Below are 18,802 nucleotides of genomic sequence, written 5' to 3'. Positions count from 1 at the left end.
GGTCACGGACGGCGCCGCCGGGCGACGACGACGATGCCGACCACGACAGCGAGGAGGACGAGGGCCAGCGCGACCGTCACCGCGGTCTCGGCGCCCGAGGGACGCAGCGCGTCGTGCTCCTCGACCTCCGACGCGCGCGGCGTCCGCTCCCGCGTCTCGACGGTCGGCCGGGTCTGCACCGGCACGTCCTCGCCGTCGGCCAGCAGCTGGAAGCGCAGGGCGACGAACTGCCCCGGCTCCACCCGCTGCTCACGCAGCCCGGTCTGCGCGAACGTCCAGTCGCCTCCCTCGTCGGCGAGCAGGAAGGCCCAGTAGCCCGACCCGGACAGCGACGCACCGCACCGCTCCTCGTCGGGCCCGGGCCGGCCGTCGACCCGGCACACGAAGGGCGTCGACCCGCTGGTCTCCACCAGGTCGTGCCCGGCCGCGACCAGCGCGTCCTGCGCGACGGCGTCCGCGGCGAGGCCGGTCGCGCAGCGCACGTCGGGCTCACCGCCGAGCGAGGCCGGCTCGACGACGACCACGACGTCCTCGGCGGTGCAGGCCGCGGTCGAGTCGGAGTCGGCAGCGGAGGCGGGAGCACCGGAGGCGAGGAGGCCGCCCAGCAGCACGGCGAGCACCAGGACGGGGCGGGACGACGGACGCATGCCCCCCATCCTCGCCGACCCACGCACCCTCACCGGCCGGCGACCTCGACGGCCGGCTGTCCGTATCGGGCGCGGCGTGCCGCGCGGCGCAGCGTCGTCAGCACGGGCGGGCCGAGGATCCCCACGAGCAGCGCGTTGGTGATCGCCCGTCCGGTATCCCAGCCCCAGGTCGACGTGAGCAGGTTGTAGAGCAGGAAGCGGTGCAGGTTCTCCCCCACCGGGTCGCCGGGCACGAGCTGCAGCGTCCGGTCGGACCCGGGCACGGCGATGCCCAGCTGGAACGGCCACGACGACAGGTTCATCAGCATGCCGAACGCGTAGGCGACCACCACCGCGTAGGCGACGAGCATCGCGATCTCCGCGCGGCCCGTCACGCGTCGCGGGAGCAGCCCCGCGCCCAGACCGATCCAGGCCGCGCACATCATCTGGAAGGGCAGCCAGGGCCCCACGCCCGACGTCAGCAGCGCCGACGCGAACAGCGACGTGCACCCGAGGACGTACCCGAACCCGGGGCCGAAGACCCGGCCGGCGAGGACGAGCACGAAGAAGACGGTCTCGATGCCGGCGGTGCCGGCTCCGAGCGGGCGCAGTGCCGCGTTGACGGCGGTCAGCACGCCCAGCATCGCCAGCGCCTTGGCGTCCATGCCGCCCTCGGTCAGCTCGGCGACGACGACCAGCACGACGATCGGCAGCAGCGCCATGAAGATGAACGGCTGGTCGACGCGGGTCGCCCCTGCTTCCGGCTGCACGAACAGCGGCCACAGGAACATGACGAGCCCCGCGAGCGACGCGACCCCGAGCACGAACGCCGAGCGGGGCGTGAGCCGCGACGTCACGAGGTCGCTCCCGCCACGTCGGCGACCGTGAGCCAGCCGGGGCCGAGCACCTTGGCCGTCTGCGGTGCGAACGCCGGGGACTCCGCCAGCACCTTGCCGACGTCGCCGGCCGACACGACCTCGCCCTCGGCCATCACCACGACGGCGTCGGCGACGAGCGCCACGAACTCCACGTCGTGGGTCGACACCACCACGCCTCGGCCCTCGGCCGCCTGCGCGTGCAGGATGTCGGCGAGCTGGGTCTTGGCCGAGTAGTCGAGTCCGCGGGTCGGCTCGTCGAGCAGCAGCAGCCGCGGAGCCGCGGTGAGCACGATCGCCAGGACGAGCGACAGCCGCTGGCCCTCGCTCAGGTCGCGCGGGTGCTGGTCGCCGTCGATCCCGGGGGCCAGCCGGTCGAGCAGCGCGCGGCACCGCCCGTCGGCCCCGTCGGTGTGCGCGTCGGCCGCGGCGCACTCCTCGTCGACGCTCTCCAGGTAGAGCAGGTCCGACGCGGTCTGCGGCACGAGACCGACCTGCGCCCGGGCCGCTGCCGGGGCGAGCCCGGCGGGGTCGAGCGCCTCCGCCCCCACCGCGACCCGCCCGGCGGACCGCTTGACCCCGCCCTGCAGCGCCCACAGCAGCGACGACTTGCCCGAGCCGTTGCGTCCCATGAGCGCCACGACCTCGCCGGCCCTCACGGTCAGGTCGACGGCGTCGACCGCGCGGTGGCGGCGGTAGTCGACGCACACGCCGTCGGCCCGCAGCACCGGTGCCCCCACGGGACGTCGTGGGCCCCGCACGGGTGCGGGACCGATCCGCTCGCGCAGCGGGGCGGACCGCCGCCGCGCGTCGCGCACCGTGAGCGGCAGCGGGTCCCAGCCGGCGAGGCGGCCGAGCTCCACCAGGGGCGGGGCGACCGGGCTGTCGCGCAGCACGTCGGCCGGCTCGCCCGAGCGGACGTGGCCGTGCTCGACCACGACGAGCCGGTCCGCGAACGGCACCACGCGCTCCATCCGGTGCTCCGCGACCACCACGCCGAGCCCGACGTCGGCCACGAGTCGAGCCACCGTCGCCAGGACGTCCTCGGCCGCGGTCGGGTCGAGCGCCGACGTCGGCTCGTCGAGCACGAGCATCCGCGGGTGCATCGTGAGGACCGCGCCGATCGCGACCCGCTGCTGCTGGCCGCCCGACAGCGTCCGCAACGACCGGCGGCGCAGGTCGGCGATGCCGAGCAGGTCGAGCGTCTCCTCGACGCGCCGACGCATGGTCTGCGGGTCGAGGCCGAGCTGCTCCATGCCGTACGCCAGCTCGTCCTCGACGACGTTGCTGACGAAGCCCGCCGCCGGGTCCTGCGGCACGTACCCCACGAGGTGGGCGAGCTCGCGGGGCGGCGTGCCGATGATCGAGGCGCCGTCGACGAGCACGTCGCCCTCGAGCAGACCACCGCTGAAGTGCGGGACCAGCCCGTTGAACAGACCGAGCAGCGTCGACTTGCCCGACCCGGTGCGACCGCACACCAGGTGCAGCTCGCCGTCGGGCAGCAGGAGGTCGACGTCCTTGAGCGTCGGCCCTGCGTCGTCGTAGGAGAAGGTCACGTCACGCAGCTCGAGCACGGGGCACCTCCCCCTCGTCGTGGTCGCTCGGGTCGTCGTCGGTCGGGTCGTGGCTGGACGGGCCCGCGACGTCGGTCGCGGGCGGTGGCGTCAGGAAGGCGGGCAGCACGCCCACGAGCACGACGAGCAGCACCGGCAGGCTGACCGTGGGCCATGATTCCAGGTCGGGCACGACGACGTACGGGTCGAGGTCGAAGGCGCGGTCGACGCCCACCGCGACGACGACGCCGCACAGCGCGGTCAGCACCTCCGCCGGACGCCAGCGGTCGGGGCGGTAGCGAGTGCGGCGCACGCGACGACCGGCCGAGCGCAGCGCCGCGGCGGCGAGCAACAGCCCCACGACGAGGACCGGTCCGGCGAGCACACGGGGTGCGGTCCCGTCGAGGTAGGCGTAGGCGCCGACGCAGAGGGCGCCGAGCCCGCCGAGCATGAGCCCGCCCGTGACGAGCCGCTGCGCCCGTGTCGCACCGCCCGTGCGGCCGTAGCCGCGTGCGTCCATGCCGGCGGCGAGCGTCATGGACCGTTCCAGGGCGTCCTCCAGCACGGGCACGACCACGCGCCGCAGCGACCGGACGCCCCGGCTCGCGTCGCCCCGCAGCCGGCGCGCCCGACGCACGCGCTGCACGCTCTCCGCGAGCTGCGGGAACACCGACAGCGAGACCACCACAGCGGTACCGACCTCGTAGAACGCGGGCGGCACCGCGGCGAGCAGCCGTCGGGGGTTGGCCAGGGAGTTGGCGGCACCGACGCACAGGATGATCGCGCCGAGCCGCATGCCGTCGTAGAGGGCGCCGAGCAGCGACACCGCCGTCACGTCGCCGAGCAGCTGGATGCCGCGCGCGACGTCGGGGAGCGGGATCTCGGGCAGGTGGAGCACGACGGCCTCGCCCTCGACGGCGCCACCGCCCAGCACGATCCGGTAGAGCACCCGCAGCACGACGACGAACAGCGCGAAGTAGACGTAGAACCGGTACGACAGCGCCCAGGGCGCGTCACCGCGACGCGCCACGACGACCACCGACACGACCGCGCCGACGACCGCCAGCACGAACGGGTTGAGCGTGAACGAGGCCGCCGCGGCAAGACCGAGCGCCCAGAGCCACCAGGCTCCGGGGTGCAGGTCGCGCGCCGGGGAGGTCAGGAGCGGTCGTCCCTCCGCCGCCGGGCGACGACGCCGGCCGCGCCCAGCAGGGCGAGGACGACGCCGACGGCCACGAGCGTCCCGACGGGTGCACCCGAGCCGGCGTGGGCCGACGTGGCTCGGGTCTCGTCGCCGCTCCCTGCGCTCGCAGCGTCACTCGACGACGGCGTCGCCGAGGGGGCCGTCCGTCGCGCGCGCTCGTCATTGCGCGCACGCTTCTCGTCCTCGTCGTCGCCAGCGTCCTTGGCGCCGTCGCGGGACTTCTGCTCCGCGTCCTTCGACGAGCCCGTCGCACGACCGGACGACGGGGTCCCGGCCGTGGCGCCACCGTCGCCCGACGCGCCGGAGCCGCCCCGGCCCTCGGAGCTGCTCGGACCACGCGACCCGCCGGTGCTGCCGGTCGGTCGCGCCGACGGCTGGACGGCCGCCGCGCCGACCGGGGAGACGCCGGGTTGCGCGCGGCTCGCCTGGCCCTGCCAGCTCCACGCGACCCAGCCGCCCCGCGGGACGTCGAGTCCGTCGACCCCGATCTGCGCGTAGCTCCACGACCCGTTGCCGGTGGACACCCAGAGCGACCAGTACGCGTCGGCGGGCGACGCCTGCACGCAGCCGGCGTCGACGGGCAGCGCGTTGACCCGGCAGACGAAGCCCCGCTCGCGAGCGGCTCGCTGCATCGAGACACCGGCCGCGGTGAAGGCGGCGGACGCCTTGCTGCCCGAGCCTGGGACGCAGGTGGTGCTCACGCCGCCGCCGAGCTGGTGGGGGTCGACCACGACGGTCACCCCGTCGCCCTGCGCGCAGGCCGCAGCCTGCGCCGGCGCCTGCACGACGACCGCGCCGGTCGCCACCCCGAGCAGGGTGGCGACCAGCGCGGCCAGGAGCCGTCGGGTCATCGGCCCACCGTGAGCGTGGCCGTGCCCTGGCGCGTGTCGGTGAGACCACGGACGAACACGGTCTTGCGTCCGGTCGCGGGCCCCACGCCGATGACGGTCGTGAACCGTCCCGTGCTCGACGCCGTGCCGGTCGCCACGTAGCGGCTGCGGTAGTAGACGCGCACCGGCTCGCCGGCCGCGAGGCCGCGGGCGTTCACCCGGACCTTGCCGTTGACCTTCACCGACGTCGCGCCGACGCTCGCCGGGAAGCGGGCCGACGCGGCGAGCACGCGCACCGACGTCGAGCCGACCCGGTTGCTGCGCGAGCCGGTGACCGTCGCGCGCACGGTCCCCGTCCGCGCCGAGGCCTTCACCGAGGCCGTCGCCAGGCCGTCGGCGTTCGCGAAGACGCTGACGGCGCCTCCGCCCGCCAGGACCACCCGAGCCTTCTCGCCGGAGGCGAGGCCCGTGGCCCGCACGGCCACGGTGCTTCCGCCCGCCACGTAGCCCGCGGGGGCGGTCACCGTGAACGTCGCGGGCGGCAGCTGGGCGTCGACACCGACGGCGGCCTGTGCCGTCGCGCGGATCCACTGGTCACGCGCCTCGACCGGGATGCCCTTCTCGAGCCCGGTCTGCAGGGCTGCGTCGTCGTAGGCGATCGCGCCGATCTCGTTGCCCAGCGCGGTGTCCTCGGCCTTGGCGTCGGTGACCTGCTTGCTCACGATCCACGACGCGGCGGCGCCGGCGCGACCGACCTGGCCGACCGCGCGCAGCGTCGCGGCCGCCAGGCCCGTGCTGTTCGTGTTGGCGGTCCCGCCGTCGCTGAAGGAGCCGTCGGCGGCCTGCGTCCGCAGGAGCCAGTCGGTGGCCTCGGCGACGTCGTCGTCGAGACCGCTGATCCCGTGCTCGCGCGCGACCTCCAGGGCCTGGAGGGCGAAGGCGGTGGCGTCGACGGTCGGGCCCTGCTCGGCACCAGGCGTCCCGCACTGCTCGTCGGCCATGCTCACCCGGAACCCACCGTTGGCGCACTGCTGCTTCAGGAGGTACTCGACCGTCGACGCCGCGCGGCTCGACGAGGCCGTCGACAGCGCCCGCACGACCCAGGCCTGGCCGATCGTGTTCGAGAAGTCCCCGTACTCCGACAGGTCGGAGGCGCGGCCCGCCGACGTCCCCTCGGTGACCACGCGCTCCTCGGCGCGCTGGACCAGGTTCACCCCGCCGAAGCTCGTCGCGTCCTGGCCCGCCTCCTGGACCGCGCTGGCGAGCTTGCCCGTGGCGCCGGCGTAGCGATCGTCGGGGGCGAACGAGCCGCCGGTCGTGTACTCGTCGACCTTCGACGCCAGCGCCTCGACGATGCGCTGCTGCGTGGCGGTCCGGGTCTCGAGGTCGTGCAGCGCGAGGAAGACGTCGATGGTCAGGCCGAGGTCGTCGAAGTCGTACTGCTCGTTGTGCACGACGCCGTCGGTCAGCTGGTCGTCCAGCCACCGCGCCGCGGAGTAGGCGTAGGAGTTCGGGGCGGCCTGGGCGGCCGGGGCGGCGCCCAGGAGGCCGGCGCCGAGGGCGACGACGGCGGTCGCGACGATGCCGCGACGGAGGGTGTGCTTCATGGGGGTCCTCACCCGCTGCAAAAGAGCAGGGGCGCCCCTCGGGGGGAGACCCGCTGCGACCACGACAGCGTGATTCGGTCGGGTGCCCGGTGCGGTGTTCCGGCTCCCCCCGACGCCGGGCGGCAGGGGCTACGGTTGCGGGTCAGCGCCGGACTTCGACCGGCTTCCCCGCAGGCAGGCACGTGGAGTGATGGTGTCGACTGACAGGCGGACGGTACCACCCGCTCCCGTCGCGGAGCGAGGGCTGAGACCGGGATCTCAGGCGAAGGTCCCCCCTCGGGCGACCAGCACCGCGCTCACACCGCGTCGAGGCGGCCCTCGGCCACGAGCACGCCGGTGGCGTCGGCGTAGACCCACTGGCCGGGCCGCACCGTGACGCCCCCGAAGGTCACCTCGACGCCGACGTCGCCGAGGCCGCGCCGTTCGGTGCGCACGGGCGTGGGGGCGAGGGCCTGGACACCGAGGTCAAGGTCGCGCAGGACCTCCGCGTCGCGCACGGCGCCGTGGATGACGAGGCCGGCCCAGCCGTTCTCGACGTAGCGGGCGGCGATGAGGTCGCCGAGCAGGGCCCGGCGCAGCGAGCCGCCACCGTCGACGACGAGGACCCGCCCCTCACCGGGCTGCACGACCAGCTCCTTGACGCGCGAGTTGTCCTCGAAGCAGGAGACGGTCTCGACGGGGCCGGCGAAGGCCTCCCGTCCACCGAAGCCGCGCAGCAGCCCGGGCTGCACGACCGACACGCGGTCGGGAAAGTGGTCGTCGCAGAGGTCGGGCGTGGTCCATCCGGTCATGGGGTCCTCCGGGTCGGGGTGCACCACGACCCTATGCGCACCGGCAGGGGCCGATCAGCCGACCTGGCCGCCCACCGCGACGACGGCGACGAAGCCGCCGACGAACAGGACGGTGCGCACCAGGCCGGAGCGCAGGAGCCGCAGCTGCACGGCGTCGAGCCGAGGAGCGGCCGGCCGCGAGGACCCGGGGTGCGCGATGTTCGCCATGCAGGACACGCTACCAGTCAGGACGGAACACACAAGTTCGGCGAACCGAACTCGCGGCAGATGTCGTGAGTCCGGCGACGCGCGTCCGCCCTCCCCTACCCTGGACCGGTGCCCGCCTCCGCCCTGTCGTCCTCGATGCAGGACTACCTGAAGGTCATCTGGACCACCCAGGAGTGGGACGACTCGCCCGTCACGTCGCGGGCGCTCGCCGAGCGCTTCGGCGTCTCCCCGTCCACCGTGTCCGAGGCGCTCAAGAAGCTCGCCGCCGCCGGGCTCGTCGACCACGAGCGCTACGGCACCGCCAGCCTCACCGACGCCGGCCGCGCCGCTGCGCTCGCGATGGTCCGACGCCACCGCCTCGTCGAGACCTTCCTCGTCGACTACCTGGGCTACGCCTGGGACGAGGTGCACGACGAGGCCGAGGTGCTCGAGCACGCCGTGAGCGACGACTTCGTCGAGCGTCTGTCGGCCCGGCTCGGGCACCCCGAGTTCGACCCGCACGGCGACCCCATCCCGACCGCCGACGGCCGCCTGCCCGCCCTCGACGCCCGCCCGCTCGTCGACGTCGAGGCGCCCGCGCGGCTGCGGGTCGTGCGGGTCTCCGACGAGGACCCCGCCCTCCTGCGCCACCTCGTCGACCTCGGCATGACGCTCGGCGTCACGCTGCGGCTCGTCGAGCGCCACGACTTCGCGGGCACCCTGGCCGTCGAGCTCGACGGCACCCAGCGCGACCTGGGGCACGTCGCCGCAGCCGCGATCTTCGTCGCCCCGGCCTGACCGCGGCGCCTCGCTCGCAGCACTGCGGGGACCCCCGAGCGCGAGTAGCGTTCGGCCCATGACGCTGTCCGACGAAGTCCGCATCGCCCTCGACGGCAAGTGGCGGCACGTGCGCGAGCAGTCGCGCACGGAGCTCGCGGCGATGGAGCTGGCCTACGACCTCGACCTCGACATCGACGCCGCGCGCGAGCGCACCCTGCGCCAGCTGCACGGCCTCGTGCCGACCGGCGTGCCCGCGGCCGGCTTCCGCACCGAGCACGGAGGCGGCGGCGACCCCGGCATGGCGGTCACCGGCATCGAGATGCTCGCCCAGTTCGACCTGTCCCTCATGGTCAAGGCCGGCGTGCAGTGGGGACTCTTCGGCGGCGCGGTCGAGAACCTCGGCACCGAGCGGCACCGCGACCTCATCCCGCGACTCATCGAGCTCGACCTCGTCGGCTGCTACGCGATGACCGAGATCGGGCACGGCAGCAACGTCCAGCACCTCGAGACGACCGCCACCTACGACGCCGAGACGCAGGAGTTCGTCGTCGACTCCCCCACGCCGTCGGCGACGAAGGACTACATCGGCAACGCCGCCGCGCACGCCACGGTGGCTGCGGTGTACGCGCAGCTCGTCACCCGCGGCGAGAACCACGGCGTGCACTGCTTCCTCGTGCCGATCCGCGACGACCAGGGCCAGGTGCTCGAGGGCGTCGAGGTCGGCGACGACCGCCACAAGGGCGGCCTGGGCGGTGTCGACAACGGACGCCTGGCGTTCCACCAGGTGCGCATCCCCCGCGTCAACCTGCTCAACAAGTACGGCGACGTCGCCGAGGACGGCACCTACTCCTCGCCCATCGACGACGTGAACCGACGCTTCTTCAGCATGCTCGGCACGCTCGTGCGCGGACGGATCAGCGTCGGCGGGTCGGCGCTCGCCGCGGCGGAGGTCGCGCTCAGCATCGCCGGCCGCTACGCGCTGCAGCGTCGCCAGTTCGGCCAGGAGGGCGAGCCGGAGGTGCTGCTCGCCGACTACCGCCTGCACCAGCGTCGCCTGCTGCCGCTGCTCGCCCGCTCCTACGCGTACCGGTTCGCGCAGAACCAGCAGGTCTCGCGCATGGACCGTCTGCAGCGTGCCACCGAGCCCGACGCGCAGCAGCAGCGTGAGCTGGAGGGCCGCGCCGCCGGGCTGAAGGCGATCATGACCTGGCACGCCTCCCGCGCGATCAACGAGTCGCGCGAGATGTGCGGTGGCGCGGGCTACCTCGCCGAGAACCGGCTCACGGTCCTGCGCGGCGACATCGACGTGTTCACGACCTTCGAGGGCGACAACCACGTCATGCTGCAGCTGCTCAGCAAGGAGCTGCTCACCTCCTACGCCAAGGAGGTCGGCGGGCTCGACCCGTTCGGCATGGTCCGGTTCGTCGCCGAGACGGTCGCCGACACGGTGCGCGAGCGGACGGCCGCCAGCCAGCTCATCCAGCGCCTCATCGACGCGGCACCCGCCGGCGGCGACGCGCACGACCTGCTCGACCGCGGCACGCAGCTGAGCCTGTTCGAGGACCGCGAGCAGCACCTCATCGAGACCGCCGCCCGACGGCTCCAGCGGGCCGCGAAGGCCAAGGGCGAGGAGGCGTTCCGCATCTTCAACGACGCGCAGGACCACCTCATCCGCTGCGGCCGCGCGCACGTCGACCGCGTCGTGCTCGAGGCGTTCACCGCCGGCATCGCCCGCTGCGAGGACGAGGAGGCCGCAGACCTCCTGCGCCAGGTGTGCACCGTGTACGCGCTGAGCGTCATCGAGGACGACCTCGCGTGGTTCATGGCCCACAACCGCATCTCCGACCAGCGCGCCAAGGCCGTCACGCAGCTGCTCAACGAGCAGCTCGCCGAGCTCCGCCCGCACCTCCTCACGCTCGTCGAGGGACTCGGCGTGCCCGAGGAGACCCTCGGCGCCGCGATGCTCCTCAAGCAGTGACGCCCCGACGCCTCGGCACGACCGTGGCCGCGCTCGCCCTGCTGACGGCGGGGTGCGCGCAGTCCGTCGACGTCGACGGTGCCACACGGTGGCGCGACCGCGCGGACGAGGCGGCCAGATCGGCGCTGCTCGCCGTCGGCGACCGGGTGACGCTGGCCCCCGACGACACCCTGGCGGGCCGCGCCGACACCCAGCGCTGCCCGGGTCGGGGCAGCGACGCGGTCGTGCACCGCGTCGACGCCACCCTCGATCTCGCGTCGGCGCCGCCGTCGGGCCTGGCCGACGCGGTGCGCGCCGCGGTGCCGTCGGGGTACGACGTCGAGGTCGACGTGCAGCCCGACCGGGTCGTGCTCGGCGTCGTCAGCCGGTGCCTCGACCTGCCGCGGATCCAGACCATCGAGATGGCGCTCGAGGGTCGCTACCGCGTCGAGCCCTGACGTCAGGCCAGGAACGCGACGACGAGCACCATCGGCAACGACACCAGCGAGGCCATGCTGGTGACCAGCGTCATCGTCTTCAGCGCGCCCTTCGTGGTCAGGCCGAGCAGCGACTTGAACATCCAGAAGAAGTTCGAGTTCACGGTGAGCGCGAACATCGACCCCGACGCGACGGCCAGGCCGATCGCGAGCGGTGCGACGTCGATGGAGCCGAGCACCGGGCTGATGATGCCGGCCGCCGCGATCGCCGCCACGGACACCGAGCCGATCGCGAGGTGCAGCACCGCGGCGATGAACCAGGCCAGCAGGATGCTGGTGACCACGGCAGCACCCTCGCTGGCCGAGAACAGCGACGCGAGGGTCTGGTCGAGGCCCGTCGCCTCGATGACCGCGCCGAGCGAGCCGCCGATGCCGGTGATGAGGAGGATCTCGCCCGTCGTGTGGAAGCCGGTCTTGAGCGCCTTGTCGGTGCGCTCGACGCCGGTGGCCGCGCGCGCGAGCAAGTAGGCGCCGACCAGGCCCACGAACAGGGCGACGTTCGGGTTGCCGAGGAACGCGACGAACCCGTTCGTGACGTCGGCGAGGTCGGCGAACGCGCCCCCGGCGATCATCAGCAGGGGCACGAGGATCGGCAGGAGGGCCACCGGCAGCGGCACGTCGACGTCGCTGCGGCTCGCGCCCTCGCCAGGACCGGTGCCGGCGGTGTTCTGCTCCACGCCGTCGCCGTCGAGCGGCTCGTCCTGCGCCTCGTCGGTCTCGGGCTTCCACCAGCCGAGGCGGAGCAGGCGGCCGAACAGGAAGGTCGTGAGCAGCGCGGTGACGGGCCCGAGGACGATGCCCGCGATCATGTACGTGCCGAGCGGGATCTCGAGGATCCCCGCGATCGTGACGGCGGCCAGGCCGGGCACGACGAACACGTAGCCCGCGAAGATGCCCGTGCCGATCGCGCCGGCCAGGTGCGCGAGCCCGCGGGGCCCGACGTGGCGCGCCGACGACCGGGCGATCGGCGCGGCGAGCACCACCTGCACGTCGACGTAGATGGACGGGAACACCGTCGACATGGCGCCGGTGAGCGCGTAGGGCAGCCGCTTCGCCCCCACCACCGACAGCAGCGCCCGCACGAGCTTGCGGAACGTGCCCAACGAGTGCAGGAGGGCGCCGATGAGCACGCCGAACCCGATGAGGAGCCCGACCTTCGTCATGATCTCGCCGAACCCGCCGGTGATGGCGGTGACCGTGCCCTCGAACCCCACGCCCGCGGCGAGCCCCAGGTAGAGGCAGGCGATCACGAGCGAGATCACCGGGTCGACCTTCGCCCAGATGATCAGCCCGACCACGAGCACGATGGCGATGGCGGTGTGGACGACTTCCACGGTCTTCCCCCTCGATCGACAGTGCGCCTCACCCTAGGCCACCCCACCGTGCGCGGCCCCCACGCGAGGTCCCGCTGGTCGAAGCGAGTCCCGCTCGTCGAGGCGGGTCCCGCTGGTCGAAGCGAGTCCCGCTGGCCGAGGCGGTCCCGCTGGTCGAGTAGGCGCCGCGCGTGAGGAACGAACGCCGAGGCGCCGTATCGAGACCACCCGGCAACGGCTCAGCGTGGGCCGACCCCCAACGGCAGCGTGGAATGGTCTCCATACGCCCGGAGCACGCTCGTCCCTCGCGGCTCCGCGCTACTCGACCAGCGATTGTCTCGCTGGTCGAGTAGCAGGGACGAGCTTGCGAGGTCCCTGCGTATCGAGACCACCCGGCAACGGCCCAGCGCGGGCCGGCCCCCAGCGTCTGCGTGGAGTGGTCTCGATACGTCCGACCGTGCTCCTTCGTCGCCGGTCGGCCTACTCGACCACCGGAGGGTTCCGCTGGTCGAGTAGTCCGAGCGAGCTTGCGAGGCTCGGACGTATCGAGACCACCCGGCAACGGCCCAGCGCGGGCCAACCCCCAGCGCCTGCGTGGAATGGTCTCGATACGCCCGGAGCACGCTCGTGCCTCGCGGCTCCGCGCTACTCGACCAGCGATTGTCTCGCTGGTCGAGTAGCCGTCACGGCGAGCGCCAGCGAGCGCGTGACGGCGTATCGAGACCACCCGGCAACGGCCCAGCGCAGACCAACCCCCCGGCGACGGCTTGGAGTGGTCTCGATAAACCTCCCCTCGCTGGCGCTCGTGGAGGCACTCGACCAGCGACATGTTCCGCTGGTCGAGTAGCGGCGACGGCGAGCGCCAGCGAGCACGTCGCTGCGATGGAGCCGTCGCAATGAGGGCGTAGCCGCGACGGAGCGAGACCACCCGGCAACGGCCCCGCGCGAACCAGACGAAATCCCCGTATCCACAGTGGTCCTCCGGGCTGAAGGGGGGTGTCGGAGGGGGTCTCTAGGTTGGAGACATGAACCCCACCGACACCCTCCTGGCCGACGCGGCAGCCGCGTCGGCGCGGGTGTGGGCTGGTGAGGCGGAGCAGGCTCGGGCGGTGCTGCGGTTCGTGGAGACCCGCCGCACCGACGCCCTCGCCCAAGGGTTGAGCGCTCGTCAGGTCGAGGACGCCCGGCAGGTCGCGATCCTGGAGGTCGCGGTCGAGCTCCACGTGGCGCAGGGGTTCGTGGCCAACCTGGTCTCGGCCACCCGCACCCTCGTGATGGACCTGCCCGTCGTGTGGGCTGCTCATGTGCGGGGTGAGGTCGACCGGGCCAAGGCCCGCGAGATCGCCTCGACCGCCTGGAAGCTCCACCAACCCGAGAACATCACCCGGCTGGACGAGACCGTCCTCGCCTACGCCACCACCCACACCCTCGGCCAGCTGAAGGGGTGGCTGCGCCGGTTCCTCGTCCGGGTCGAGCCGGACCACGCGATCGAGCGCCGCAAGGCCGCCCAGCAGGACCGCACCGTGACCATCACCGCCCTGGATGACGGGATGAGCCTGCTGCAGGCCCTCATCCCCACGGCTGACGCCCTCCTGATCGAGCGTGACCTGAGCCTGGCCGCGAAAGCCTCCCGCCATGCCACCACTGACGGCGACCGGACGTTGGCGCAGGCCCGCGCCGACGCCCTCGTCGACACCCTGCTGCACAAGGGCGAGACCGACACCGCTGACCACGCGCCGGTGAGCACCTCGGGCCGTGGCCGGTTCCACGTCGGCGTCACTGTCTCCCTGGCCACCCTGCTGGGGGTCTCGAGCGAGCCGGGCGTCTCCGCCGACGGGCAGCACGTCCTCGACCCCGCCCTGATCGCCGAGCTCGCCAGTCAAGAGGGAACCCTGTTCTCGCGGTTGTTGACCGACGAGAACGGCGGCATCCTCGACGTCACCGAGCTCGGCCGCTTCCCCACCCAACCCCTCCGCAGGGCACTCAACCTGATCGACGGCACGTGCGACGTCCCGGGTTGCACCCGACCCGCCCTCGCCTGCGACGTCGACCACCAGATCCCCTACGACCTCGACCCGCCACCCGGCCAGCAGCGTGGACCCACCGAAGCCGCGAACCTGCACCACCGCTGCCCACCCCACCACGGACTCAAGACCCGAGGAGCACTCACCGTCAGCCAAGACGAGGACGGCAACGCCCACTGGCACCTGCCCACCCGCACCCTGCCCGCCGAGACCGCATTCACCCGCGCCTGGACCCGCCGAGACCGGACCATCCAGTTCGTCGAGATTCACCACACCCGCCTCGACCACATCCAGTACCGGCCGCGATGAACCAGGCGTCTGCGCTCACGGTGCGGGCGGGCGGGAGGAGGCCCACACGACCAGCAGGACGATCGGCGCGACCACACCCACCACCACCAGTTCCGGCCAGCTCACCGCGAGCTCGGGCGTCGAGAAGCGGACCCACGCGTCGAGCGCCAGCAGAAGGGAGGCCAGGAGGACCACCGTGGCGGCGCGACCGGCCCACCGGACCGCCCGTGATCCTTACAACGAGGCGCGGCGCATGATCGTGAGGACGAGGACCCCACCCACGAGCAGCGACGCCAGGCGCAGCGGGTCGTGCTCCGCGCGCTCGGGAACCACGGCTCGGAGGAAGTTCACCACGACAGACACTGCGAACCAGAGCTCCGGCGCGACTAACCTCGGCTCCCGCGTCCCTCCCTCGCTCACGCGCCGAAGTCAACCTGGCGGAGCCCCCGCAGCAACGCGTACGCGGCCTGCTGGTCGTCGGCGTCGAGCTGGGCGACGCCGAACTGCACGTCCATGAGGGCGGCGGTCGCGTCCTCGACCACCCGCTCCCCGTCAGGCGTCAGCGACGCGAAGGTCCGGCGCCGGTCGGTCGGGTCGGGCTCGCGGACCACCAGGCCCTGCGCCTCCAGCCGGTCGATCGCGTTCGTCACCGACGTCGGGTGCACCATCAGCCGCTCACCGATCTTGCTCAACGGCAACCGACCTGCGCGGCTGAAGGAGATGAGGCGCAGCACCTCGAAGCGCGCGAACGTGATCCCGTGCGGCTTCAGTGCCGCGTCGAGACGACTGATCACGAGCTGGTGCACCCGCATGATCGACGTCGCGAGCCGCATGGCCGTGGCGTCGCCGATGCGCTCCTCCCACAGCTCTCCCGCCCGCTCGAGCGGGTCGAACGCGAGTCGGGGCTCCTGCGGCATGGGCTGATCATAGGCGCAGCGGCGGGCACCCGGCCGACGTCGGCGTCGGGGGTGGTGCGCAGCACGTCCCATTAGTAGGATGTCCGAGCATCTGACTTCCTAGGAGTTCGCATGACCGCGCTGCACGTGCCCACGCACCCCGTCCGACTCGTCACCGCGTCGGCACTCTTCGACGGGCACGACGCGTCGATCAACATCATGCGGAGGATCTTCCAGAGCCAGGGCGCGGAGGTGATCCACCTCGGCCACAACCGCTCGGTCCAGGAGGTCGTCGACGCGGCGATCGAGGAGGACGTGCAGGGCGTGGCCGTCTCGTCCTACCAGGGCGGGCACGTCGAGTACTTCGAGTACCTCGTGGAGTCGCTGCGCGAGCAGGGCGCCGGGCACGTGCAGGTCGTCGGCGGCGGGGGCGGCGTCATCGTCCCCGAGGAGATCGCCCGCCTGCGCGCGTCCGGCGTCACGATCTTCTCGCCCGAGGACGGCCAGCGCATGGGCCTCGCAGGCATGATCAGCTCGGTCGTCGAGGCCTGCGACATCGACCTCACCTCGCTCGGCGCCCTCGACGTCGACGCCGTCCTCGCCGGCGAGCGCGCCGCCGTCGCCCGCGCGATCACGTTCGCCGAGACGGGCCGCCTCACCGGGGCCGACCTCGAGCGGGTGCGCGCGGCGGCCGCCGGTCACTCCTCCCCCGTGCTCGGCATCACCGGCACCGGCGGCTCGGGCAAGTCGTCGCTCACCGACGAGCTGGTGCGCCGGTTCCGCGTCGACCAGCAGGACAAGCTGCGGGTCGCGGTGGTCGCCGTCGACCCGACCCGGCGTCGCGGGGGCGGTGCGCTGCTCGGCGACCGCATCCGCATGAACTCCCTCGGCGGCGCGATGAGCGGAGGGGAGCGCACGTACTTCCGCTCGCTCGCCACCCGCGGCTCCCACGAGCTGCCCGACTGCCTCGACGACGTCGTCGCCGTGCTGAAGGCGGCCGGGTTCGACCTCGTGGTCGTCGAGACCCCCGGCATCGGCCAGGGCGACGCTGCGATCGTCCCGCACGTCGACACCGCCATATACGTCATGACGCCGGAGTTCGGCGCCGCCTCGCAGCTGGAGAAGATCGACATGCTCGACTTCGCCGACGTCGTCGCGATCAACAAGTTCGAGCGACGCGGGGCGAAGGACGCCTACCGCGACGTCGGCCGCCAGCTGGTGCGCAACCGCGAGGCGTTCGGCAAGAAGCCGGAGGACATGCCGATCTTCGGCACGTCGGCCGCCACGTTCAACGACGACGGCGTCACGGCGCTCTACCAGCACCTGCGCGACCACCTCGCCGAGCGCGGCCTGCCGGTCGCCGAGGGCACCCTCGCGCCGGTCGCCGTGCGCTGCTCGTCGGGCATCCAGGCCGTCGTGCCCGCCGACCGTGCCCGCTACCTGTCCGAGATCACCGAGACGGTCCGCGGGTACCACGCCGAGACCGAACGGCTCGCCGACGCCGCCGACCGCGCGCAGCGCCTCCAGACCACCGCCGCCGAGCTCGACGACGCCGGCCTCGACGCCGACGCCGTCACGACCTTGCTCGAGTCCGCCCGACGGCAGGTGCCCCACGACGTCGCCGACCAGATCGCCGGCTGGCCCGCCGTCGTGGAGTCCTACTCCGGCGACGAGCAGGTGGTGCGGGTCCGCGACCGCGAGATCGTCACGCAGCTGACCCGCGAGTCCCTGTCGGGGAACAAGATCCCGCGCGTCTCCCTCCCCCGGTTCACCGGCCACGGCGACCTGGTGCGCTTCTGGCGCCGAGAGAACCTCCCCGGGTTCTTCCCGTACACGGCTGGCGTCTTCCCGTTCAAGCGGGACGGGGAGGACCCCGCCCGCATGTTCGCCGGCGAGGGCGACCCGTTCCGCACCAACCGGCGCTTCAAGCTGCTCAGCGAGGACGGGGAGGCCACCCGCCTCTCCACCGCCTTCGACTCCGTGACGCTCTACGGCCGCGACCCCGACCCGCGCCCCGACGTGTACGGCAAGGTCGGCACCTCGGGGGTCTCGGTCGCGACGCTGGACGACATGAAGGCGCTCTACGACGGCTTCGACCTCGTCTCGCCGAGCACGTCGGTCTCGATGACCATCAACGGTCCGGCCCCCACGGTGCTCGCCTTCTTCCTCAACACCGTCATCGACCAGCAGGTCGACGCCTTCCGCGAGCGCGAGGGACGCGAGCCCGACGAGACCGAGCACGCCGAGCTGCGCTCGTACGCGCTGAAGAACGTGCGCGGCACCGTGCAGGCCGACATCCTCAAGGAGGACCAGGGCCAGAACACGTGCCTGTTCTCCACGGAGTTCAGCCTGCGCATGATGGGCGACATCCAGCAGTACTTCATCGACGAGGGCGTGCGGAACTTCTACTCCGTCTCGATCTCGGGCTACCACATCGCCGAGGCCGGGGCGAACCCCATCAGCCAGCTCGCGTTCACCCTCGCGAACGGCTTCACCTACGTCGAGTCCTACCTCGCGCGCGGCATGGACGTCGACGACTTCGCACCGAACCTGTCGTTCTTCTTCTCCAACGGCATGGACCCCGAGTACTCGGTGCTCGGCCGCGTCGCACGCCGCATCTGGGCGGTGGCGATGAAGGAGAAGTACGGCGCGAACGAGCGCAGCCAGAAGCTGAAGTACCACGTGCAGACCTCGGGTCGCTCCCTCCACGCGCAGGAGATGGACTTCAACGACATCCGCACGACCCTGCAGGCGCTCATCGCGATCTACGACAACGCCAACAGCCTGCACACCAACGCCTACGACGAGGCGGTCACGACGCCGACGACCGAGTCGGTGCGCCGGGCGCTCGCCATCCAGCTGATCATCAACCGTGAGTGGGGCCTCGCGATGAACGAGAACCCGCTGCAGGGCTCGTACGTCATCGACGAGCTCACCGACCTCGTCGAGGCTGCTGTGCTGGCCGAGTTCGACGCGATCAACGAGCGCGGCGGCGTGCTGGGCGCGATGGAGACCGGCTACCAGCGCGGCCGGATCCAGGACGAGTCGATGCTCTACGAGCACCGCAAGCACGACGGCTCGCTGCCGATCATCGGTGTCAACACCTTCCGCCGACCCGACGCCGAGGGCGAGGAGCACGTCGTCGAGCTGGCCCGTGCGACGGAGTCGGAGAAGCAGTCGCAGCTCGACCGGGTGCACGCGTTCCAGCAGGCGCACCGGTCGAGCGCGGAGGAGGCAATCACCCGGCTGAAGGACGCGGCCACGTCGGGCGAGAACGTGTTCGCGGTCCTCATGGAGGCCGCGCGCGTGTGCTCGCTCCAGCAGGTGACCGAGGCGTTCTTCGAGGTCGGGGGGCAGTACCGGCGCAACGTCTGA

The 18,802-nt window shown here is 72.7% G+C and carries 16 protein-coding genes; 5 read left to right on the top strand and 11 right to left on the bottom strand.

From position 1 onward, the window contains the following. Positions 1 to 2: 2 nt before the first annotated feature. The 8 genes from Aeryth_RS01335 to Aeryth_RS17780 form a co-directional block, all read right to left on the bottom strand. Positions 3 to 647 (bottom strand): hypothetical protein, encoded by a 645-nt coding sequence (locus Aeryth_RS01335; protein ID WP_067853642.1) that lies wholly within the window; start codon positions 645 to 647, stop codon positions 3 to 5. Positions 648 to 676: 29 nt separating this feature from the next. Beyond that, positions 677 to 1,483 carry an ECF transporter S component gene (locus Aeryth_RS01330; RefSeq protein WP_067853639.1) on the bottom strand — a complete coding sequence of 269 codons (807 nt, stop codon included), beginning with the start codon at positions 1,481 to 1,483 and terminating at the stop codon, positions 677 to 679. After that, positions 1,480 to 3,075, bottom strand: a complete 1,596-nt coding sequence (locus tag Aeryth_RS01325) for an ABC transporter ATP-binding protein (protein WP_067853636.1) — start codon at positions 3,073 to 3,075, stop codon at positions 1,480 to 1,482. Before Aeryth_RS01325 ends, Aeryth_RS01330 begins: the two co-directional genes overlap by 4 nt. Beyond that, complete coding sequence (locus Aeryth_RS01320) at positions 3,059 to 4,216, bottom strand: CbiQ family ECF transporter T component (protein WP_083516169.1); 1,158 nt, start codon at positions 4,214 to 4,216, stop codon at positions 3,059 to 3,061. The genes Aeryth_RS01325 and Aeryth_RS01320 overlap by 17 nt, the downstream gene beginning before the upstream one ends. Then, on the bottom strand, positions 4,213 to 5,109 hold the full coding sequence (locus tag Aeryth_RS01315; RefSeq protein WP_067853633.1) for a hypothetical protein: 897 nt from the start codon (positions 5,107 to 5,109) through the stop codon (positions 4,213 to 4,215). Before Aeryth_RS01315 ends, Aeryth_RS01320 begins: the two co-directional genes overlap by 4 nt. Beyond that, a complete protein-coding gene (locus tag Aeryth_RS01310; RefSeq protein ID WP_067853630.1) occupies positions 5,106 to 6,695 on the bottom strand; it encodes a prenyltransferase/squalene oxidase repeat-containing protein in 1,590 nt (529 codons plus the stop codon). The genes Aeryth_RS01315 and Aeryth_RS01310 overlap by 4 nt, the downstream gene beginning before the upstream one ends. Before the next feature lie 296 nt (positions 6,696 to 6,991). Further along, complete coding sequence (rraA, locus tag Aeryth_RS01305; RefSeq protein ID WP_067861169.1) at positions 6,992 to 7,486, bottom strand: ribonuclease E activity regulator RraA; 495 nt, start codon at positions 7,484 to 7,486, stop codon at positions 6,992 to 6,994. A 54-nt stretch (positions 7,487 to 7,540) separates the two neighbouring features. Further along, complete coding sequence (locus Aeryth_RS17780; protein WP_158509159.1) at positions 7,541 to 7,693, bottom strand: hypothetical protein; 153 nt, start codon at positions 7,691 to 7,693, stop codon at positions 7,541 to 7,543. A 108-nt stretch (positions 7,694 to 7,801) separates the two neighbouring features. Here Aeryth_RS17780 and Aeryth_RS01300 point away from each other — a divergent pair, with 108 nt between their 5' ends. The 3 genes from Aeryth_RS01300 to Aeryth_RS01290 are packed head-to-tail and all read left to right on the top strand — an operon-like array spanning position 7,802 to position 10,867. Further along, entirely contained in the window at positions 7,802 to 8,470 is a 669-nt protein-coding gene (locus Aeryth_RS01300) for a metal-dependent transcriptional regulator (RefSeq protein ID WP_067853627.1), read from the top strand. A 58-nt stretch (positions 8,471 to 8,528) separates the two neighbouring features. Beyond that, positions 8,529 to 10,430 (top strand): acyl-CoA dehydrogenase family protein, encoded by a 1,902-nt coding sequence (locus tag Aeryth_RS01295; protein WP_067853624.1) that lies wholly within the window; start codon positions 8,529 to 8,531, stop codon positions 10,428 to 10,430. Next, complete coding sequence (locus Aeryth_RS01290; RefSeq protein ID WP_067853621.1) at positions 10,427 to 10,867, top strand: hypothetical protein; 441 nt, start codon at positions 10,427 to 10,429, stop codon at positions 10,865 to 10,867. Before Aeryth_RS01295 ends, Aeryth_RS01290 begins: the two co-directional genes overlap by 4 nt. Before the next feature lie 2 nt (positions 10,868 to 10,869). Here Aeryth_RS01290 and Aeryth_RS01285 read toward each other — a convergent pair whose 3' ends face one another. Further along, positions 10,870 to 12,240 carry a GntP family permease gene (locus Aeryth_RS01285; protein ID WP_067853618.1) on the bottom strand — a complete coding sequence of 457 codons (1,371 nt, stop codon included), beginning with the start codon at positions 12,238 to 12,240 and terminating at the stop codon, positions 10,870 to 10,872. 1,004 nt (positions 12,241 to 13,244) lie between these two features. On the opposite strand from Aeryth_RS01285, the gene Aeryth_RS01280 reads away from it, so the two are divergent. Continuing rightward, complete coding sequence (locus Aeryth_RS01280) at positions 13,245 to 14,552, top strand: HNH endonuclease signature motif containing protein (protein ID WP_067853615.1); 1,308 nt, start codon at positions 13,245 to 13,247, stop codon at positions 14,550 to 14,552. A 15-nt stretch (positions 14,553 to 14,567) separates the two neighbouring features. On the opposite strand, the gene Aeryth_RS17775 is transcribed toward Aeryth_RS01280, so the two are convergent. Together Aeryth_RS17775 and Aeryth_RS01270 are read right to left on the bottom strand one after the other, a co-directional pair. Continuing rightward, positions 14,568 to 14,726, bottom strand: a complete 159-nt coding sequence (locus Aeryth_RS17775; protein WP_158509158.1) for a hypothetical protein — start codon at positions 14,724 to 14,726, stop codon at positions 14,568 to 14,570. Between the two features lie 221 nt (positions 14,727 to 14,947). Beyond that, positions 14,948 to 15,448 (bottom strand): MarR family winged helix-turn-helix transcriptional regulator, encoded by a 501-nt coding sequence (locus tag Aeryth_RS01270; protein WP_067853609.1) that lies wholly within the window; start codon positions 15,446 to 15,448, stop codon positions 14,948 to 14,950. 111 nt (positions 15,449 to 15,559) lie between these two features. Between Aeryth_RS01270 and icmF the strand changes: the two genes are divergently transcribed. Next, positions 15,560 to 18,802 (top strand): fused isobutyryl-CoA mutase/GTPase IcmF, encoded by a 3,243-nt coding sequence (gene icmF, locus Aeryth_RS01265; protein ID WP_067853606.1) that lies wholly within the window; start codon positions 15,560 to 15,562, stop codon positions 18,800 to 18,802.

The sequence above is a fragment of the Aeromicrobium erythreum genome (assembly GCF_001509405.1).
Lineage (GTDB): Bacteria > Actinomycetota > Actinomycetes > Propionibacteriales > Nocardioidaceae > Aeromicrobium > Aeromicrobium erythreum.
The sequence above is the reverse complement of the archived record's forward strand: the minus strand, read 5'-3'. Positions and strand labels throughout refer to the sequence as shown.